The sequence below is a fragment of the Infirmifilum lucidum genome (assembly GCF_014876775.1).
In the GTDB taxonomy this organism is placed as follows: Archaea; Thermoproteota; Thermoprotei; order Thermofilales; family Thermofilaceae; genus Thermofilum; species Thermofilum lucidum.
This window is the reverse complement of sequence record NZ_CP062310.1, coordinates 1,504,114-1,520,097: the sequence shown is the minus strand read 5'-3', so window position 1 is coordinate 1,520,097 and position 15,984 is coordinate 1,504,114. Positions and strand designations below refer to the sequence as shown.

Genomic DNA, 15,984 nt, shown 5'->3' with positions numbered 1-15,984 from the left:
TGGGTTTCTCCCGTCTAGGAGTGTGGAATGGGGTCGCTGGAGGAGCAGTTCCTGGAGCTGTTGAAGAAGGACGAGAAGTTCAGGCTGGCTGTTGCCTCCTACCTGGGCTACGACGAGATCTTGAGGAGGCTCCGCGAGCACGACGAGAAGTTCAACGCGATACTGGGGGAAATAAAGCTCCTGCGAGAGGACCAGAAGAAGCTGTGGGAGAACCAGAACAAGTTGTGGGAGAATGCGAACAGGCTGTGGGAGGAGGTTAAAAGTTTGAGAGAGGGCCAGGAGAGACTTTGGGAAGAGGTCAAGAGCTTGAGAGAGAGCCAGGGCAGACTGTGGGAGGAGGTTAGAGCGCTCAGGGAGGGCCAGGGCAGACTGTGGGAGGAGGTTAGAGCGCTCAGGGAGGGCCAGAGCAGGATTGCTACTACTCTTGAGAGGTTGACTCTCTCTGTCGAGGAGGAGGCTCTAGAGGTGGTGGGCTACAGGCTGGAGAAGGAGCTCGGGGTGAGGGTCGAGCTGAGCAGAGTGTTCGTGGACGGCGAGGAGCTGGACATCTACGGTGCTTCGGGCGATCTCTGCGTCCTTGGCGAGGCGACAGTAAGGCTGGGGGTGGGCCTCGTGGAGGAGCTGGAGCGCAAGGTGGAGCTGGTGAGGGCTAAGAGGCCGGAGCTGCTGAGAAGAAAGCTGATCAAAGTCATCTACGCCGACTACGCTACCCCGGAGGCGCTGAGGCTGGCTGAGGAGCGCGGGATATGGGTGCTGAAGTGGAGCGGAGACCTGACCCAAAGGAAGATACACGAAGTCTAGCCCCGCCCAGAAGCCAAGAGACAATAGAAAGGTCGACGGCGAGGCGGGGGATGGACGAGCCCGGGATGGCGTGCTCAGCTCCAAGAGGGGTCTCTGGAGGCACGCAGACAGCCCCGGACAGGGTGGGGGCCCGCTGGAGCAGTAGCGACATGTAGCATGTCAGGCTTCCCGGTATGGGGGGTGGGCCTTGGGCGCTGTCGCTTCTAGGTGCCTGGAGTGCGGCTGGAGAGGGGAGGGGATCCACCTCAGGTGTGCGGCCTGCGGTGGCGTGACCGTGCTGGAGTACGGCGAGCCGTCCCTGAGGGTGGAGAGAGGGGAGGCGAGCCTGTGGAGGTACAGGGGGCTTCTGCCCAGCTTCTCCAGGGTGGTCTCCATGGGGGAGGGTTTAACCCCCCTGAGGGTCGTGGACGGGGTGGTGGTCAAGAACGAGAGGAAGAACCCGACGGGCGCCTACTCCGATAGGGCTGCCAGCCTCCTCGCGAGCTACTTGGCGTCTTCTGGGTGGGGCGGGCGTGTTAGGGTTGAGTACGTCGAGGACTACGCGTACTCGGTGTCGTACTATGCCAGGGGGCTCGCTGAAGTCAGCGTCGTGGTTAGCGACGCTCTGGGGGCTGACGCGGAGGAGCTCGTGAAGATCCACAGGCTAGGCGTCGGCGTGGAGTTCGGCGGGGCTGCCGGGCCAGACGTGCCCTACGCTAACCCGCTCACCTTCGAGGGGCTGAAGACCATACTGCTCGAGATATACGAGAGAGGGGTTAAAGCCGAGTACGTCGTCGTGCCGGTCGAGAGGGGGGTGCTCGCCTTCTCCCTGTGCAAGGCCCTGAGAGAGCTGGCGGAGTTCGGCGTTGACCCCGGCTACACTGTGGTCGGGGCCCTCGTGGAGGGCCAGAGCAGGCCATGGCTGCTCGACCACTGCAGGGGGCTAGTTAGGGTCGAGGCTGTGGAGCCGGCTGAGGTCGTGAAGTCGCTCTTCAGGCTGGACAACCTGGGCATCCGGACGAAGGCCATATCGGCTGCCGCCTACGCCGTCGCGAAGGGCCTGGGTAGGAGCGTCGCGGTCATAACGATCGGGGAGAGGCGTGCGGGGCGGCGTAGGGGCGTGGGCAGGCTGGGCTCGGAGATACTCGAGCTGCTCGGGAGGCGCGGGGGCCTCACGGCCTACGAGCTGTGGAGGCTCCTGGACGGGTACAGCATGAGGGGCGTGTACAAGGCGCTGAAGACCCTCGAGGGGCGGGGGCTTGTCTGCGCCAAGTACGTGGTCAGGGGCGCGGGCAGGAAGGTCAAGACCTACGAGCTCTGCGGGGATCCGGCTGGGCTACCGGAGTAGGCGTGGCCCCGGGGTAAGGCTTATAACTGGCCGGCGCGCCTCGCTGTAGCCGTGGCGGGCAAGGAGGAGGAGTTCGTCGAGGCCGTGATCGGGTGGTACGCCGGGCACGGGGACTCGTGGCTCCCCTGGAGGGGCTCCCGCGACGCGTGGCAAGTCCTGCTAGCCGCGCTCCTCCTCGTGAGGACGACTGCGAGGCAGGTCCTCAAGGTCTACGGCGAGATCGCCTCGAGGTTCCCCGACCCCCGGAGCCTCCTCCGCGCTAGCGAGGGAGAGCTCGAGGGGCTCCTGAGGCCCCTCGGCATGGAGCACAGGAGGGCCAGGCTCCTGAAGATGCTGGCCGAGCGCGTGGTAGCGGAGTACGGGGGTAGCGTGCCATGCAACAGGGAGGGGCTCGAGGGGCTGCCTGGCGTGGGGGACTACGTGGCCTCCGTCGTCCTCCTCGTGGCGTGCGGGGAGCCTGTCCCCCTGCTCGACGGGAACGCTGTGAGAGTCCTCGGGAGAGTCTTCGGCGTGAAGCCCTCCGGGGCGAGGCCCTACCGCGACCCGGAGTTCCTGGCCTTCGCCGAGAGGCTCGTGCCCCGGGATCCCGGGAGGGCGCTCGCCTTCAACCTCGGCCTCCTCGACCTCGCGAGGAAGGTCTGCACCGCCAGGTCGCCCCGCTGCCGGAAGTGCCCAGTAGGGCTTCTATGCGGCTCCAGACAAGGCGCCGGGAAAGCTTCCGCGAGCGCCCCGGGCACCTGAGCCCAGGAGCTGCACCCCTGTCCAAGGCGCGCGGGGTACTCGCCCAGTTGGCGCGGCTTTCCAGCAGGCAGCCAATACGTTTAAATAATACCCATGGTATGATACTATTGGTATCATACTATGGGTATTATTGTCAGGAGGCCCTCGCTCGAGGCGTTCCTGCGTAGCGGGGGGCGCAGGCTGCTGTACGGTAGGAGGAAGACCGGGAAGACTTTCTACGCGAGGCTCGTCCTGCCGGACTATAAGTACTTCATCGTGAGGAGGGGCGGGCTGTTCATGGACCCCGAGACGGGCGAGGAGTTCAGCCTGGGCGCGTTCCTGAGGATGTGCGGGAACCGCGTCGTCGTGGACGAGTTCCACAGGGCTGACGCGAGGTTCTTCGATGCGGTGCAGGCGGGCTCGTGCGGCGGGGACGTAGTCCTCATAACCTCCACGCTCCACTTCTACAAGAGGTTCGTCGGGGGCCCCGAGGCCCCCCTTAAGGGCCTCTTCTCGCTGCGCAGGGTCGACCTGCTCTCGCCTCTCGAGCTGCTCGCCGCCGACTGGGGCCTCGGGGGCAGGGAGCTCGTGGAGAGGCTCGTGTTCTGGCAAGAGCCAGTCCTCGTGGGCAGGAGCCTGGAGGAGTGCGTGGTGTCGGGCTCCGCCTTCGCGAGGTCGCTTGTGGGCGAGATCCTGGACGAGGAGGACGCCTCGTACAGCAGGCGGTTCGACGCCATACTGGAGGCCGTGGCTGGGGGCGCCACTAGGCTCTCCGAGATAGCCTCGTACCTGCACGGCAAGGGGCTCATAGAGAAGGCCTCGACCTCCCACATAACGAAGTACGTCGACGCAATGGTCAAGATGGGCCTCCTGGAGAGGGTCGAGATATGGGGCCGGGAGAGGGGTAGCTTCTACAGGCACGCGTCCCCGCTGACCGACATCGCGTACTACCTGGACGCGAGGTACGGCTTGAGGGACTACCCGGCGCCGTGGGGCTTCGTGGAGAGGGTCGTGATGGAGAGGATGCCGCTGCTCGTCGAGAGGTTCGTCGAGAGGTTTATGGCCGAGTACTTCGGGCTGAAGCCCGTCAAAGTGCTGGAGCCCGAGGTAGACGTGGCCCTGGTCTCGTTCAAGAGGATCGAGATCGCCGCAGAGGTCAAGTGGAGGCGCAGCCTAACGCCTTCAGAGGTCAGGAGGGCTGAGGAAAGGCTGGGCAGGCTACACGCCCCCAGGAGGATACTCGTAGTCCCGGAGGCCGTGCACGCTACCAGTAGCGGGCTCGAGGTCTGGAGCGTGGAGGATCTCGTCCAAATGGCCAAGGAGAGGGCGCGCACCGGCCCGGAGGGCGGGTGGCACACGGGCCAGCACAGGTAGACTGTCCAGCCCCACGCGCCCGCGTTGCGCACCGATTCAGCCGCTGTAAAACGTAGGTTTAAATGCCCTGCAGGAATCTTCCTGGCGTGGAGCCCTGGGGTTTCCCCTCGATCTGGCGGTCGGCCACGGAGCCCGGAAGGATCCGGGTGCCCAGGAGGCACGCCGCGCTGCTCCGCAGGGTTTACCTCTGGATGCTGCGCCGCAGGAGGCCCTACGTAGACCTGCTGGAGCTCAAGCTCTCGGACAGGCAGCTCGAGGTGCTCGAGCGCTACCTAGAGGCCTACATGAGCGGCTTCAGGTGGGCCTACCCCCTGGCCGGCGGGAGGCTAGCCGTCTTGGCCCCCTACTTCCTCCCGGGGAATGGCGCGGTAGAGGCTGTGCTGAGCTTTGTAGGCCTCAAGAAGTGGAGGAGCTTCCTGAACTACTCCACCTGGAAGGCCTGCCTGGACGGGCCGTGGTTCGCGGGCGACTACTGGGCCTTCGCCCTCATGAAGGCGTGGGGGCTGAACACCGACGTCGCGGCCGAGGGTAGCGGCTGGGGCGCGTACTGGTTCAGGTACAGGAACACTTACGTGGGGCTGGAGTGGAGGGAGTTCAAGTGCAACAGATCGTGCGGCCTAGACGTGGCCTTCAAGTGCGTGGAGTTCCGGATAGTCTCGGCCAGTAGGAAAGCGGTCTCTGGGCCCGGAGCCCGGGGTTAGGCCCCCGGAAAACACGCACAGGCCATGGCTACTGGCGTGCGGGGCGCGCCCGGCATTTTTCTCCCCTCCCCCGAGGCCCTCAGGCGCGGGCGGGCTGCTACCCTGTTCTGGGCTCTCGAGGCCCGCGCTGCGCAGCGCACTGCTACAGTCCGCAGACGCGCCGCCCGCGGCTCGCTGGTCTCGAGCGCCGAGGTGGGGCCTTGATGAGCGACTCCTTACAGGCGAGCTTGGGACAGTGTCCAGTGCGGAATGGTGCGGTTACGGGCCGTGAGTTCCCGGCGAGAGGTGAACACCGCGGTCAAGACGTGGTAGAGGGGGCTGAGAGCCTTAGAGCCGCTTTAGCCCTGCTACCCTTGACTTCTACTCTCGCTGTCCCCACTACCGTGTCGTTCTCGTCGACTACATTGAAGGAAAGTCTCCGCCTGAACCCCTCGAGTCTGGGCTCGACTAGGAGTACGCGCTTCCCGAGCCTCTTCGAGAGCTCTTCAGATACAGCGTCCGCGATGGCCTGGGCGACGTCAACTTCGAGCACGTACTCCCTAACGCTCAAGGCTACATCGTGTAATATGGCGCTGGGCTAGTATAACTTTTTTCGCCTTTGCCTGCAACTCCCGCCCTGGGCCCCGCGCTCACGGGGCCTTGTAGCCCTTGATTGCCAGGAGCGTGTTCGCGAGGTATGGTGTTAGGAGTATTAGGAGGACTAGCCTCAGCGTGTCCGCGACCATCCCTACTTTGAACATGTTCTTCATGGAGACCATCCCGCTCCCGTATATCATGGCCATGGGCGGCGTGGTGCTCGGCAGAGCGCTCGAGATAGAGCAGGCCAGTGCCGTGGCTATGACGGCAGGGACAGGGTTGTACCCGAGTGCTCTGGCTATCGTGGCTGCGATCGGCGCGGAGATCAGAGCGGACGCAGTGTTGGAGGCCGGATAGGTTATCGCGAAGCCCATAAGGGCGCTTACCGCTATTAGCTGCCACTCTGTAGGCTTTGCCCCCAGGGCGGCCGAGGCCACCTGCGACACCCAGTGGGCGAAGCCCCCCTTCTCGAGGCCCTTGCTGAGCGCGATCCCGCCTCCGAACAGGAAGACGACGTTCCAGTCAATCCCCTCTTCTATGTCCTTCCAAGTCAGCAGGGGCCTGCCGGAGGCCCTTAAGAGGCCGAGCAGCAGGATGGCCAGTACTGCGGGCGCGGCTTCGGGGAGCAGTTTACGCATGTTGGCGGCGAGGGGCTCGAGCTGGGGGTTTCCGGCGGCGAGTATCGCCGCGAGCCCGGGCGCTATCCACAGTATGAGAGTCATGGCGAAGACTGCCAGAACCATCTTCTCGCCCCTGCTCATTGACGGGAGGCTCTCCGCCTCCCGTAGCAGTTGCCTGCGGGCCTCCGAGGTGCCCACGACCTCCGGCTTCACCAGGGCGAAGACTACGGCCCACGTCAGCACGAGCCCTATGAGCGCGTGGGGGGTGCCGACTACTAGCCAGTCTATGAAGGTGAGGTTGAAGCCCGGGACTGCGTCCTCGATGACTTTCTTCGCTATCAGGTTCGGTGGGGTGCTGACTAGGAAGAGCATTGCCCCGGCTGTGGCGGCCTGCCCGAGGGCGAGCATTGTCGCCTCAGCGTACCTGCTCCCGGGCTTGAAGCCCATCGAGCGTAGGAGCGCGAGGACTATCGGGAAGACTATGGACGTCGCGGCTGTTATGGACCCGCTTATCGTGAGGATGAATGTCGGCAGTGCTGCGGCGAAGAAGGCGAGGAGCTCTGGCCTACTGCCCCTGTACAGAGATCCCACTCTAACAGCAATGCGCCTGTCGAGCCCCCACACTTTAAAGGCCTGGGCGATAGTGAAACCGCCCATGAAGATCCATATCGTGGGATCCATGAATGAGACTAGAGCCTCCTTCCACGCCAGTATGCCGGCCATGGAGAAAGCAATGACGGGCACTAGCCCCGCCAGCCCCAGAGGCACACACTCGCTGACCCACCAAGTCGCAGTCCACAGTAGAACTCCGAGCGAGAAGTGGACATGAGTGTAGGACGGCAGCCTGGCTCTCTGAGCGGCCTCCAGCGCTCCCGGCAGGGGCGGAGACAGGAGCAGGGCTACCAGGAACAGAGGCCCTAGAGCGAGGCCCAACGTCTTCCCGCTGACCCTTTTACTCATCGCAGGCAGTACGCACCGGAAAATAATATTTTTTTACTCTCCGCAGTCGGGGACAGCCTCCAGGCCTGCCGCTGCCCTCACCCGCCGTATGACCGCAGGCTCCTCGACAGGTACTTGTCCCAGGTTACTGACGCCAGGTAGCCTGCAACAGCCCCTTCAGCCGAGCCAGCGGCTGGAATCAGGGCGTAGAGGACTGGGTTCATCCTCATGAAGCCGGCGGCCACGGCTACGGTCATCGAGAGCAGTCCTGTCACAGCCGAGCCAGCGGCTACAGCTAGCGCCGCCTGCCTAGCCGCTCCCCTCTCCCTAGCCCTCAGCGCCTTGAGGAACAGGTCTACTGTAAGCCCGTAGAAGACGTCCATCGCGAGGCTCAACGGGAAGAATGCCGACCTCCACCAAGACACGAGGATGCCTATGATTAGCCCAGTATAGGTGGCTCCCAGGCCCCCGAGTATGAACGAGCTCAGCGCCAGCAGGTACGCGTGGAGGACGATTGCGAGCTTGTCATAGGGCGTTGGCAGCAGAACCTTTGAGAGAAACGCCGAGACTCCCATTGTCGTGGCGAGCGACAGCCTGAACGCTGGGGACTTCAGCGGGACGCCCATACATGCCTTATATCGAACTGCGTATTTATTTTTAAATGTAGGCTTAGCTACAGCTAAACTTAGGTATAAGTATACAAGCCCCAGGCGAGGTGGGGGAAAGGCTGTAACCAGGAGCGCATTTAGCATGCTTGGTGTGCATGTCTAGGGGGCGTTTGCCCTCTGTGGCCTATTCCCGGGCCAATTACTTCTGGGCATGGAGTAGAAAACTTGAAAAGACGCGGGCTTACGGGAGCTCTCCGATGAGCAACCAGCTTAGACGGGTACTGGGCCTACTGCTACTCTCGGGGGTCAGCATGGGGAGCATTATAGGCTCCGGGATCTTCTCGACGCCGGGCCTACTAGCGTCTGTCGCCGGGCCTTCAGCGGTGCTGGCAGTGCTGCTCATGGGCTTCCTCACCCTCGTCCTGGGCCTAATTTATGCCGAGCTCGGCTCAATGCTCCCGAGAGCTGGAGGGATATATTATTTCCCGCGGGAGGTTCTGGGGGACTTTGCGGGCTTTATCACCGGGTGGGGCTACTACATCTCGTGCGTCGTGGGCACAGCGGCTATAGTCTACGCCTTCGTGCTCTACTTGTCGTTCTACATCCCCTGGCTCGCATCAGGGCTCACGCTGACGCCGCACGGCGTGGCGGTAGCCCTGGCCATACTGGCCGTCGTCACGTACGCTAACGTTAGGGGGGTTAGGGTTGGCGCGGGCGTGAGCCTCGCCCTGACAGTGGCTAAGATCCTCGCCCTGGCCGCAGTCGCCCTAGCCCTCCTCTCCTCCTTCAAGCCCCAGAACTTCACGCCGGTAGCCCCCTTCGGCCTCCAGGGGGTGGCGCTGGCCATAGCCTTCGGGTTCTGGATGTACGCTGGCGTAGAGTCTGTGACCCTCGTGGGGGAGGAAGTTAGAGACCCTGACAGAAACATCCTAAGGGGCCTACTCTTGACAGTGCTCCTCGTGACGCTCGTCTACGTGCTCGTCTTCACGTCGTTTGTAGGTAGCATAGACTGGGCGCGCCTCGGCCTCAAAGAGGGGGACTGGGGGTCTCTGGCGAACCTCTCGTCACCGCTGGCAGACTTGGCCGGGGCTCTGGGCCTCGAGCCCGTAGCGCACCTAGCGTTCATCGGGGCCTCTCTCAGCACGCTTGGGTGTTTCTCGGCCTGGGTTCTGCTCCAGGGCAGGGTCGCCTTCGCGCTCGCCCGGGAGTCCAGGCTCTGGGGCAGGCTCGCCGAGATCCACGGGAAGTACGGGACGCCCGCCAACGCCATCGTCTTCTCGTCCGCGCTGACTGGGCTGGTGATGCTCGCCGTCCCATCCTTCCCGAACGTCGTCCTCCTCTCAATGATGGCCTCCTTCCTCGCTTACGCCACGGGCTCGCTGTCCCTGCCCGTCTCGCGGAAGACCATGCTGGACAGGAACAGGCCCTTCGCCGCGCCAGCCCCCCTACTCCTAGGGTGGGTGGGCTTCGTGTTCGCAACCCTGTACATGTACTGGGCTTGCTGGCCGTGGACGCTCACGGGGTCACTGTTGATGCTCCTGGGAGTACCAGTGTACCTGGCCTACTCGAAGCCGGAGGGCCGGGCTAGAGAGGCGCTGTGGCTCCCAGCGTACATAGCCTTGGTGCCTCTCTTCTCGCTACTGGGGGACAAGACATTCACGTACAACAACTTCCTGCCCATAGAGCCCCTCGGGATCCTCGCAACGCCCCTAGACGCGCTAGCCCTAGTGGCCGTGGCTTCGGCGTTCTACGCCATAGGCTACTACTCGGCAGTGAAGAGTTCGAGGAAAACGGCCTAGAAAACTAAAGATATTTCTCGTTTAATGCCGTCAGGCCGTGCCGGCGTACTTGTTCAGGACTCTAGCCACGGCTTCGAGGTCTTGCCGCTCTATCTCCCCCATCAGCCCCACTCTAACCACCCTGTCCCTGAGGGCGCCCATCCCCCCGGCCACCGCGTAGCCGTTCGAGGCTAGCTCCCCTATGGCCTCCCGTGCCCTGGCAAGCTCGAACGCTGCCACTGTGCGGCTGCGCGCGGCCACGTCCTTCACGAGGGGCTTAGCCCTGACAAGGGAGTATACCGCCTTGGCCCTCTCGGCGTGTAGCTCCTGGTATCTCGTGACTCCCATCTCGAGTATGTACTCGGTGGAGGCTCTGAGCGCGTAGAGGGTGTTTATGGGCGGCGTGTAGGGGGTCTCGGAGGCAGCCCTGCTCTCGATGAATTTGTCCAGCCTCATGCTCGGAGGTACGCCCTTACTGCTCCTGGGCTTCGCCGAGACGTATAGGATGGACGCGCCGGGTGTAGCGAGCATGGCCTTGTGTGACGCCGTGGCGATGACGTCTATGCCCGGGGGTATTGGCTCTGCCGGGAAGCCCGAAACGCTGTCCACGAGCAGGAGGGCCCCCAGGCCGTGGGCCAGGTCTCTGAGCTTGTCTAGGCACCTTACAGCGACGCCAGTACTGGTCTCGTTGTGTACTACGGCTATGGCCTTCAAGCCGCGTACCCTCAGGGCCTCCTCCTCGACGGCCTCGTACGGGACTGACTCTCCGGGCCTCGACTCGAGGACGAGCACCTCTGCCCCCCTGCTCCCCAGGGCCTCGACGAGCCTCTCCCCGAAGACCCCGTTTACGACGGCCAGGACTTTGTCGCCGGGCTCGACGTAGTTGTACACCATGGCATCCACGGCTAGGGTGCCCGTCCCGGGGATGACTACTGGCTCGCTGCCCGGGTAGAGCTTTGAGAGGTTCTCGAGAACCTCCCCGAATACTCTCCTGAACTCCTCGCTCCTGTGGAACAGGGGCTGTCTGGCTAATGCCTCCAGCACCCGCCTAGGAACCTGTACGGGCCCGGGCGTCAGGAGCTTCATAGCCTCTCCACCGCCTCCCTTATGGCCACGGCGAGCTCCTCGCCTATCCTCTCCTGGGCCTCCAGAGTCTCGGCGCCTATGTGGGGCGTTACGATGACCTTCGGGTGCGCTATAATCCTGAGTAATCGCTCGCTCCTCGGGGGCTCCTCCTCCAGGACGTCTAGTGCCACGCCGCCCAGCCTGTCCAGGTTCGCGAGAAGGGCCTCGGAGTCCACGACCTCCCCCCTGCTCGTGTTGACCAGGAAGGCCCCCTCCCTCATTATCGAGAACTCCCTCCAGCTGATCATGCGGTGCGTCTTCGGGGTCAGCGGGACGTGGAGCGTGACTGCGTGCGACGAGGACAGCAACTCCTCGAGGCCGACCTGCTCCGCCCCCACTTCGCTGGCTTCCCGGGAGACGTCCCTCACGTCTGCCACGAGGACTCTCATGTTCAGGGAGGCGGCGTACCTCGCAACGAGCCTGCCGATTCTCCCAAAGCCAACGACGCCGAGCGTTTTCCCGTGTAGCTCGCGGCCCACGAAAGCCCCTTTGCTCCAGTAGCCCTTCTTGACCGAGTCTACGTGCTGGTAGAGGTTTCTGAAGAGCATTAGTAGGAGGCCTAGTGTCAGCTCAGCAACGCTGACGGCAGAAGAGCATGGTGCGTTCACAACGGCTATACCCCTGCTGACGGCGTAGTCCACGTCGACGTTGTCCAGGCCGACCCCGTACCGCGCGAGGACTCTAAGGCTCGTTGCAGAGTCTATTAGCTCGCGGTTTACCCGTAACCTGCTCCTGAACACGAGAACCTCGTAGCCGTCCAGCATCTCGACCAGAGCCTCCCTGGACACGCCCGGCCTGTAGTCGACACTGAAGCCCAGGGAGCTCAGCCTCTGCAAGAAGCTCTCGGGGACACTGTCCGCTACAAGTACTCTACTGACAAAGGCGAGGCACCACGTCTCCCTCTTTTTAAGAAATTCTATTTAAGCTTTTCTGCCTCTACAATGAAACATTTTCAGGGCTGGTAGGCTCTACGAGAGCCTCCTCCTAGTAGCGAGCATGTAAGAGGCTGTGCCCGAGGCGGACAGGATCGCCGCGGAGGCGAAGAGCAGGGCTCCAGTCACGGCCAGGGCGTTCAGCGAGGCTGTAGCACCTAGCCTGACCGAGAGGCCCCTCGCCAGGCTCTGGCCTGCCGGCGTGAAGAGCACAGCTATTGAGGCTACGGCTAGCAGTAGAGCCGCGAGGAACTGTATGGTGGCGAGCCTCTTGCCCTCCTCGAGCGTGAGGGGGCCTGGCTTGAAGTAGGTGATCGATGGGAGGGAGGCGGCCAGGGCCTTGGCGACTGGCGGGATGAATACCAGCAGGAAGGGGTACTCGGTCGCGAAGAACCACACCCAGAGCCCCGTCGCGAGGAGTAGGAGCGGCTCGGGGGGTAGGGGCGGGATTATCCCGAGTAGCACGATTACGGGGACGTAGAGGAAGGCTACTATGAAGTTCCCGAGGGCCATTGCAACTAGGGATGCCAGGATGAAGCCGCTCCACGTGCTCCTCCTCTTCAGCAAGAGGCCGAAGACGTAGAAGCCTATGAAGTTGCCCGGGACGGCTGCCAGGAGGCTGGGCAGGTATAGCGTGCCGTGCTTCCACGAGTCGGCGATGAGGGTTCCCAGGGCGGCCCCCGCCGAGGCGGCTAGGGGGTCTATTAGGGCGAAGGCTGCGGGTATAGCTACAGCTGGCCGGAACTGCCCGCGGCCCCAGGGGGAGACGATCCAGCCTGTTGCGTACGCCCCTAGGGCGTAGAGCACTGAGCAGACTACCAAGACCGAAAACCTTAGGGATCTTGGGATCCTCTGCGCCACGGGAAAGGAGAGAGCCTGTCCAGGTAAGAACATTGCGCTAAACGTGTTTAACTCTTTTAACACTTCTCCGTCAAGGTACGGGGTTGAAGGCACTAGCTGCTAGTAGGGCTGGAGGCTACTCCTGTTGGCCTGTAGCGCCGGAACTATTCTCCTGAGCGTGGAGGCGTGCACGATTACTAGGGTTCCCCCCGGGGCACTTGGAGTATCAATGCTGGTACGAGGCATTTGGCCCTGAGGAGTAAGAAGCAGTCAGTGTCTGAGTATTCAAGCGCGGCCTCGTTCGCTACTCCCTTGGCGAGCGTGGGTCGGCACTTATTTCCATCCCTTAGAAAAGCGAATGTTTTACGGCCGCCGGGCGCTAGACTACGGCCTCCTGGGCATGGTGCCCGGTTCTGGGGTTTCGACAGAGAGAAAGCCATCGTGCTCCAGCCTTACAACTGCATAGCGGGCTGCAATAACTGCGAGGTCAATTGCCCCCGAGGCGCCATCAGTTCCCCAGGCCTTGAAGTTCTCAGGGGAGGAGCTCTCGAGGGTCAGTCCAGGCACCGTGGCAACAGGGCTCGAGGAGGAGCTTAGGAAACTTAGGGGGAAGCCCGGGGAAAGCAGGCTGGCAGCGTTTAACACCTGTTTGGGTGGGCTTGTGGGAGCTGCAGGCAAAGGTTTATTGTGTGGTTTCCAGCTGTTTAGTTCAGGGCGGCATGGCGCTGGATAAGGCTGTTTTCGTTCTGGGCTCCCCCTCCTACACCTTCGAGTCGGGGGCTTCTAGCGTTGCGCGTGTCCTGGAGTCGTTTAGGGTTGGAGAGGTGGAAGTCTTCTATAGTGGCTTTGCGGAGGCTGACGCTCAGAGGCTGAAGGGCTTCATTAACGGGCTCTTCGGGGTAGACGTCTCGCTCAGGCCCCTGCCGGGCACGCTCTCGGGGGCTATAGATGTCCTCGTCAAGGCGCTCACTGCCGACAGCATCGCGGTGCCGACAGCCGGCTCAGTCCTAGGGGCAGTTGCCCTCACACACGCCGCGGATAGTGTTGGCGCGCGGGTGGCGCACGTGATGTTCCCGTTCGGCCCGTGGAGCGGCTTCTTCTACCCCTACGTCCCCAGGTATCTCCAGCCGATACTTGTCCTTGGCGGCCCCGTAGACACTGCCCTGAGCCGGTTCGATTCGAGGAAAGCTGAGAACTTCCTGGGGACTAAGGACAACACCTATATCAACACGAAGCTCTCACGAGCAATAGCGAGGGTGTGCCTGAAACTAAACGCCTCCCTCCAGGGGCTCTGGGTTAATGACACGAGCACCCCTGAGCTGGCGCTCGAGCTACGGGAGGAGCTCGGCGAGAAGGAAGTCCTAAACTTAGTGTACCTCCGGACGCCGACTTCCAGCGTAAAGATTTGCGAGCTCGCTGAGACCCCGCGCCAGCAGGGCTTGAGAGGGCTCCCCGTGCCCCCCTCGATGCAACAGAGCGTTAGAGCCTCGATAAGCGCTGGCTCCCACTCCCCTGAGGCGCTCCAGCGGCTCCTGCTAGAGGCCTTCTACGTCCTCGCTGGGGGACGCGACGCCTGCCTGTACAGGTACGAGGCCTTCAAGGAAGAGGCCTTCAAGAAGAGCCTCGCTGAGTTCTACAGCCTCCTGGGGTTCGAAGTCCTGAACCTCGACCCTCGCGGCGTCTACGTGGTTGACACGAACATGGTGTACAAGGGCGTGCACAACCTGGCTAGGCCGGGTGGGCCGAGGGTAATGGTACCGTATTGCGTGAGGTACGAGGTGCTCGACAAGCTCGCCCGGAGCAGGTCGCCGTGCGTGAAGTACCAGTTGATCTGCGTCAAGCTCGCGCTCGAGATGCTCGAGAACTACGCGTCGAGGGTGCCAAGCAACCCGGTGAACTGCGACATGGCAATACCAGCAATAGACCCAGAGCTACTCAAGGAGGCGACGATACTGTCTGCGGATCGCCACGCCGTCGACCTCTGGGAGGGCATGGTTCTGAGCAGGTACACAGACATAAAGCACGTTGCTAAGGAGAACTTCAGGCGGGCTACGACCCCCGAGGCACACTACGCAGTTGTACAGCTAGCCGCCATGCTGTGCCACTTGAGGAACTACGCCAGGAAAAAGAAGTAATTTAGGTTTACTCACGGCACGTACACTGCTGTGGCGTAGCCGCCGTTGAGCCAGATGTGGTTGCCTTCAGCCCTGTAGGGCTCGGGGTTATAGAAGTACGCCCAGTCTACGTACACCGTGTAGCCCTTGGAGGAGGCTATCGAGGCCAGGTCTCTCTCGGCGTACTCCGTGTACCCGCTCCAGCTCTCGAGGGGGTATTGGTCGTAGTGCGCCGTGGCTATGACGTACTTGCCCCAGTAGCTGTTGCCCATGTAGTCCGGCGGGTTCGGGGCGTACACGCGCATGTGGAGGTACACGTACTGGTTAAGATAATTCGAGTAGAATACCCCCTTCGTCCCCCTATCTGTGTCCCAAGCCCAGCCCGAGCCGTCGTTGAGGTACGCGTACATCGGGTTTGCGAAGATAGTTACACCCCAGTAGATGTTCTTGACTTTGTCGACGTAGGCGTTCCCGTAGAAGACTAGGCACACAGGCCAGTCTACACTGCCCGGGCTTACATACTGCGAAGTGAAGTCGTAGTTGTAGAACCTGTCCTCGGCGATGGCGAGCACCGTTAAATTGTTCGTAGTGGCCTCGCGGGAAGCTACAGCTACAAGTAGAAAAGGCAAGAGCAGTAGTACGGCAACATGCCTCAGCTTCACATCCATCACTTCTTAATCACAGGCCCGGATGCTTCCCTCACTACGACGCCCCTCGCGACGTCGTAGGAGACTACGTATTCACCCCCCTCGAACTCAATTTGGAAGACTGCAAGCCCTCCAGGGTACTTCCCGGTCTCGTATACTGCTGCTAGGGTCACCTTCAGCGGCTTAACCCCCAGCGACGAGACAAAGCTACTACACCTAGCCTTTGCAGGAGCAACCCATTCAGCGCTGACGACATCAGAGGGGGGCTTAGCCAGTGAGGGGTCTATGGCCTCAACAGTGCCCGAGGCAAAGTTGACTTTCACTGTGATAGTCTGGGTCCATAGGTGTGCCCTCACCTTCTCGCCGTTCATCAGGGTGAACTCGCCTGACAGCTTTACAGGCTCAGAGAGTGACAGTACGAGTACGGCCCCGACTCTAGCCCCACCCTGCACTACTGGGCCGGAATGCAGGACACGCCAGCTAGTCTTGCCGAGAACCTGCGAGAGCACGGGATCCCTCTGGGCTACTTCAAGGGCCTTGGAGAGCTCCGAGCTGTCAAGCTGAGCCGGTGGCTGGCCTCCCTGGGCATAGCTGACAGGCGTAGGCGGTGGGGGAGGTGGTACCGGTTGCTGGGGGGCCTTGAGGCTAACAGCCGCGAAAACTATCGCCAGCGACGCTACAACCCCTAGGACGATAGCTAGCACTCTCTCGGTGATCATCCGAGACAAAACTCGGCGTGTCTCCGTAAAAGCTTTACGCCCAGGCCCCCTTCGCCGGACTTCTCAGGGGAAGAGCTGCGGGACGACCCCCACAACCGTCAGGGGGTTGTTTACAGGCTTCTGGGAGCCGCTCCCCGGCTGTCTCCCCAGTATAGTAGTCTAG

General features: G+C 62.3%; 17 protein-coding genes. 8 read left to right on the top strand and 9 right to left on the bottom strand.

The features are described from left to right. Positions 1-27: 27 nt before the first annotated feature. From IG193_RS08570 to IG193_RS08545, 6 genes are all read left to right on the top strand, one after another. Positions 28-801: a coiled-coil domain-containing protein gene (locus IG193_RS08570; protein WP_192818758.1), complete on the top strand. Its 774-nt coding sequence runs from the start codon at positions 28-30 to the stop codon at positions 799-801. Continuing rightward, on the top strand, positions 759-956 hold the full coding sequence (locus IG193_RS08565) for a hypothetical protein (protein WP_192818757.1): 198 nt from the start codon (positions 759-761) through the stop codon (positions 954-956). Before IG193_RS08570 ends, IG193_RS08565 begins: the two co-directional genes overlap by 43 nt. 32 nt (positions 957-988) lie before the next feature. Next, entirely contained in the window at positions 989-2,128 is a 1,140-nt protein-coding gene (locus IG193_RS08560) for a pyridoxal-phosphate dependent enzyme (RefSeq protein ID WP_192818756.1), read from the top strand. Positions 2,129-2,179: 51 nt separating this feature from the next. Then, positions 2,180-2,869, top strand: coding sequence for an HhH-GPD family protein (locus IG193_RS08555; RefSeq protein WP_192818755.1), 690 nt, complete (start codon positions 2,180-2,182; stop codon positions 2,867-2,869). A 120-nt stretch (positions 2,870-2,989) separates the two neighbouring features. Further along, positions 2,990-4,222: an ATP-binding protein gene (locus tag IG193_RS08550; protein ID WP_192818754.1), complete on the top strand. Its 1,233-nt coding sequence runs from the start codon at positions 2,990-2,992 to the stop codon at positions 4,220-4,222. An 86-nt stretch (positions 4,223-4,308) separates the two neighbouring features. Then, on the top strand, positions 4,309-4,923 hold the full coding sequence (locus tag IG193_RS08545; RefSeq protein ID WP_192818753.1) for a hypothetical protein: 615 nt from the start codon (positions 4,309-4,311) through the stop codon (positions 4,921-4,923). Between the two features lie 298 nt (positions 4,924-5,221). Here the strand turns inward: IG193_RS08545 and IG193_RS08540 are convergent, their stop codons facing one another. The 3 genes from IG193_RS08540 to IG193_RS08530 form a co-directional block, all read right to left on the bottom strand. After that, positions 5,222-5,473, bottom strand: a complete 252-nt coding sequence (locus IG193_RS08540; protein ID WP_192818752.1) for a hypothetical protein — start codon at positions 5,471-5,473, stop codon at positions 5,222-5,224. Between the two features lie 79 nt (positions 5,474-5,552). After that, on the bottom strand, positions 5,553-7,079 hold the full coding sequence (locus IG193_RS08535; protein ID WP_192818751.1) for an SLC13 family permease: 1,527 nt from the start codon (positions 7,077-7,079) through the stop codon (positions 5,553-5,555). Between the two features lie 77 nt (positions 7,080-7,156). After that, positions 7,157-7,684 (bottom strand): hypothetical protein, encoded by a 528-nt coding sequence (locus tag IG193_RS08530; protein WP_192818750.1) that lies wholly within the window; start codon positions 7,682-7,684, stop codon positions 7,157-7,159. A gap of 239 nt (positions 7,685-7,923) precedes the next feature. On the opposite strand from IG193_RS08530, the gene IG193_RS08525 reads away from it, so the two are divergent. After that, the gene (locus IG193_RS08525) at positions 7,924-9,465 is read left to right on the top strand and encodes an APC family permease (protein ID WP_192818749.1); all 1,542 of its coding nucleotides are present in this window, start codon (positions 7,924-7,926) and stop codon (positions 9,463-9,465) included. Between the two features lie 30 nt (positions 9,466-9,495). Here IG193_RS08525 and IG193_RS08520 read toward each other — a convergent pair whose 3' ends face one another. From IG193_RS08520 to IG193_RS08505, 4 genes are all read right to left on the bottom strand, one after another. After that, positions 9,496-10,530: a pyridoxal-phosphate-dependent aminotransferase family protein gene (locus tag IG193_RS08520; protein WP_192818748.1), complete on the bottom strand. Its 1,035-nt coding sequence runs from the start codon at positions 10,528-10,530 to the stop codon at positions 9,496-9,498. Continuing rightward, positions 10,527-11,489 carry an NAD(P)-dependent oxidoreductase gene (locus IG193_RS08515; RefSeq protein ID WP_192819783.1) on the bottom strand — a complete coding sequence of 321 codons (963 nt, stop codon included), beginning with the start codon at positions 11,487-11,489 and terminating at the stop codon, positions 10,527-10,529. The genes IG193_RS08520 and IG193_RS08515 overlap by 4 nt, the downstream gene beginning before the upstream one ends. A gap of 48 nt (positions 11,490-11,537) precedes the next feature. Continuing rightward, positions 11,538-12,395, bottom strand: coding sequence for a hypothetical protein (locus IG193_RS08510; RefSeq protein WP_192818747.1), 858 nt, complete (start codon positions 12,393-12,395; stop codon positions 11,538-11,540). Between the two features lie 330 nt (positions 12,396-12,725). Beyond that, positions 12,726-13,019 (bottom strand): hypothetical protein, encoded by a 294-nt coding sequence (locus IG193_RS08505; RefSeq protein WP_192818746.1) that lies wholly within the window; start codon positions 13,017-13,019, stop codon positions 12,726-12,728. A 41-nt stretch (positions 13,020-13,060) separates the two neighbouring features. Here IG193_RS08505 and IG193_RS08500 point away from each other — a divergent pair, with 41 nt between their 5' ends. Next, complete coding sequence (locus tag IG193_RS08500) at positions 13,061-14,476, top strand: hypothetical protein (RefSeq protein WP_192818745.1); 1,416 nt, start codon at positions 13,061-13,063, stop codon at positions 14,474-14,476. Positions 14,477-14,487: 11 nt separating this feature from the next. Here IG193_RS08500 and IG193_RS08495 read toward each other — a convergent pair whose 3' ends face one another. Both IG193_RS08495 and IG193_RS08490 read right to left on the bottom strand, forming a co-directional pair. Further along, complete coding sequence (locus tag IG193_RS08495) at positions 14,488-15,117, bottom strand: hypothetical protein (protein WP_218042139.1); 630 nt, start codon at positions 15,115-15,117, stop codon at positions 14,488-14,490. Positions 15,118-15,122: 5 nt separating this feature from the next. Continuing rightward, positions 15,123-15,821, bottom strand: coding sequence for a hypothetical protein (locus IG193_RS08490; protein WP_192818744.1), 699 nt, complete (start codon positions 15,819-15,821; stop codon positions 15,123-15,125). Between the last annotated feature and the right edge of the window lie 163 nt (positions 15,822-15,984).

Coding starts and splice junctions, on each gene's coding strand:
- IG193_RS08570 (WP_192818758.1), top strand. CDS start 28: ATGGGGTCGCTGGAGGAGCAGTTCCTGGAGCTGTTGAAGAAGGACGAG.
- IG193_RS08550 (WP_192818754.1), top strand. CDS start 2,990: ATGGGTATTATTGTCAGGAGGCCCTCGCTCGAGGCGTTCCTGCGTAGC.
- IG193_RS08535 (WP_192818751.1), bottom strand. CDS start 7,079: ATGAGTAAAAGGGTCAGCGGGAAGACGTTGGGCCTCGCTCTAGGGCCT.
- IG193_RS08530 (WP_192818750.1), bottom strand. CDS start 7,684: ATGGGCGTCCCGCTGAAGTCCCCAGCGTTCAGGCTGTCGCTCGCCACG.
- IG193_RS08525 (WP_192818749.1), top strand. CDS start 7,924: ATGAGCAACCAGCTTAGACGGGTACTGGGCCTACTGCTACTCTCGGGG.
- IG193_RS08520 (WP_192818748.1), bottom strand. CDS start 10,530: ATGAAGCTCCTGACGCCCGGGCCCGTACAGGTTCCTAGGCGGGTGCTG.
- IG193_RS08510 (WP_192818747.1), bottom strand. CDS start 12,395: ATGTTCTTACCTGGACAGGCTCTCTCCTTTCCCGTGGCGCAGAGGATC.
- IG193_RS08500 (WP_192818745.1), top strand. CDS start 13,061: ATGGCGCTGGATAAGGCTGTTTTCGTTCTGGGCTCCCCCTCCTACACC.
- IG193_RS08490 (WP_192818744.1), bottom strand. CDS start 15,821: ATGATCACCGAGAGAGTGCTAGCTATCGTCCTAGGGGTTGTAGCGTCG.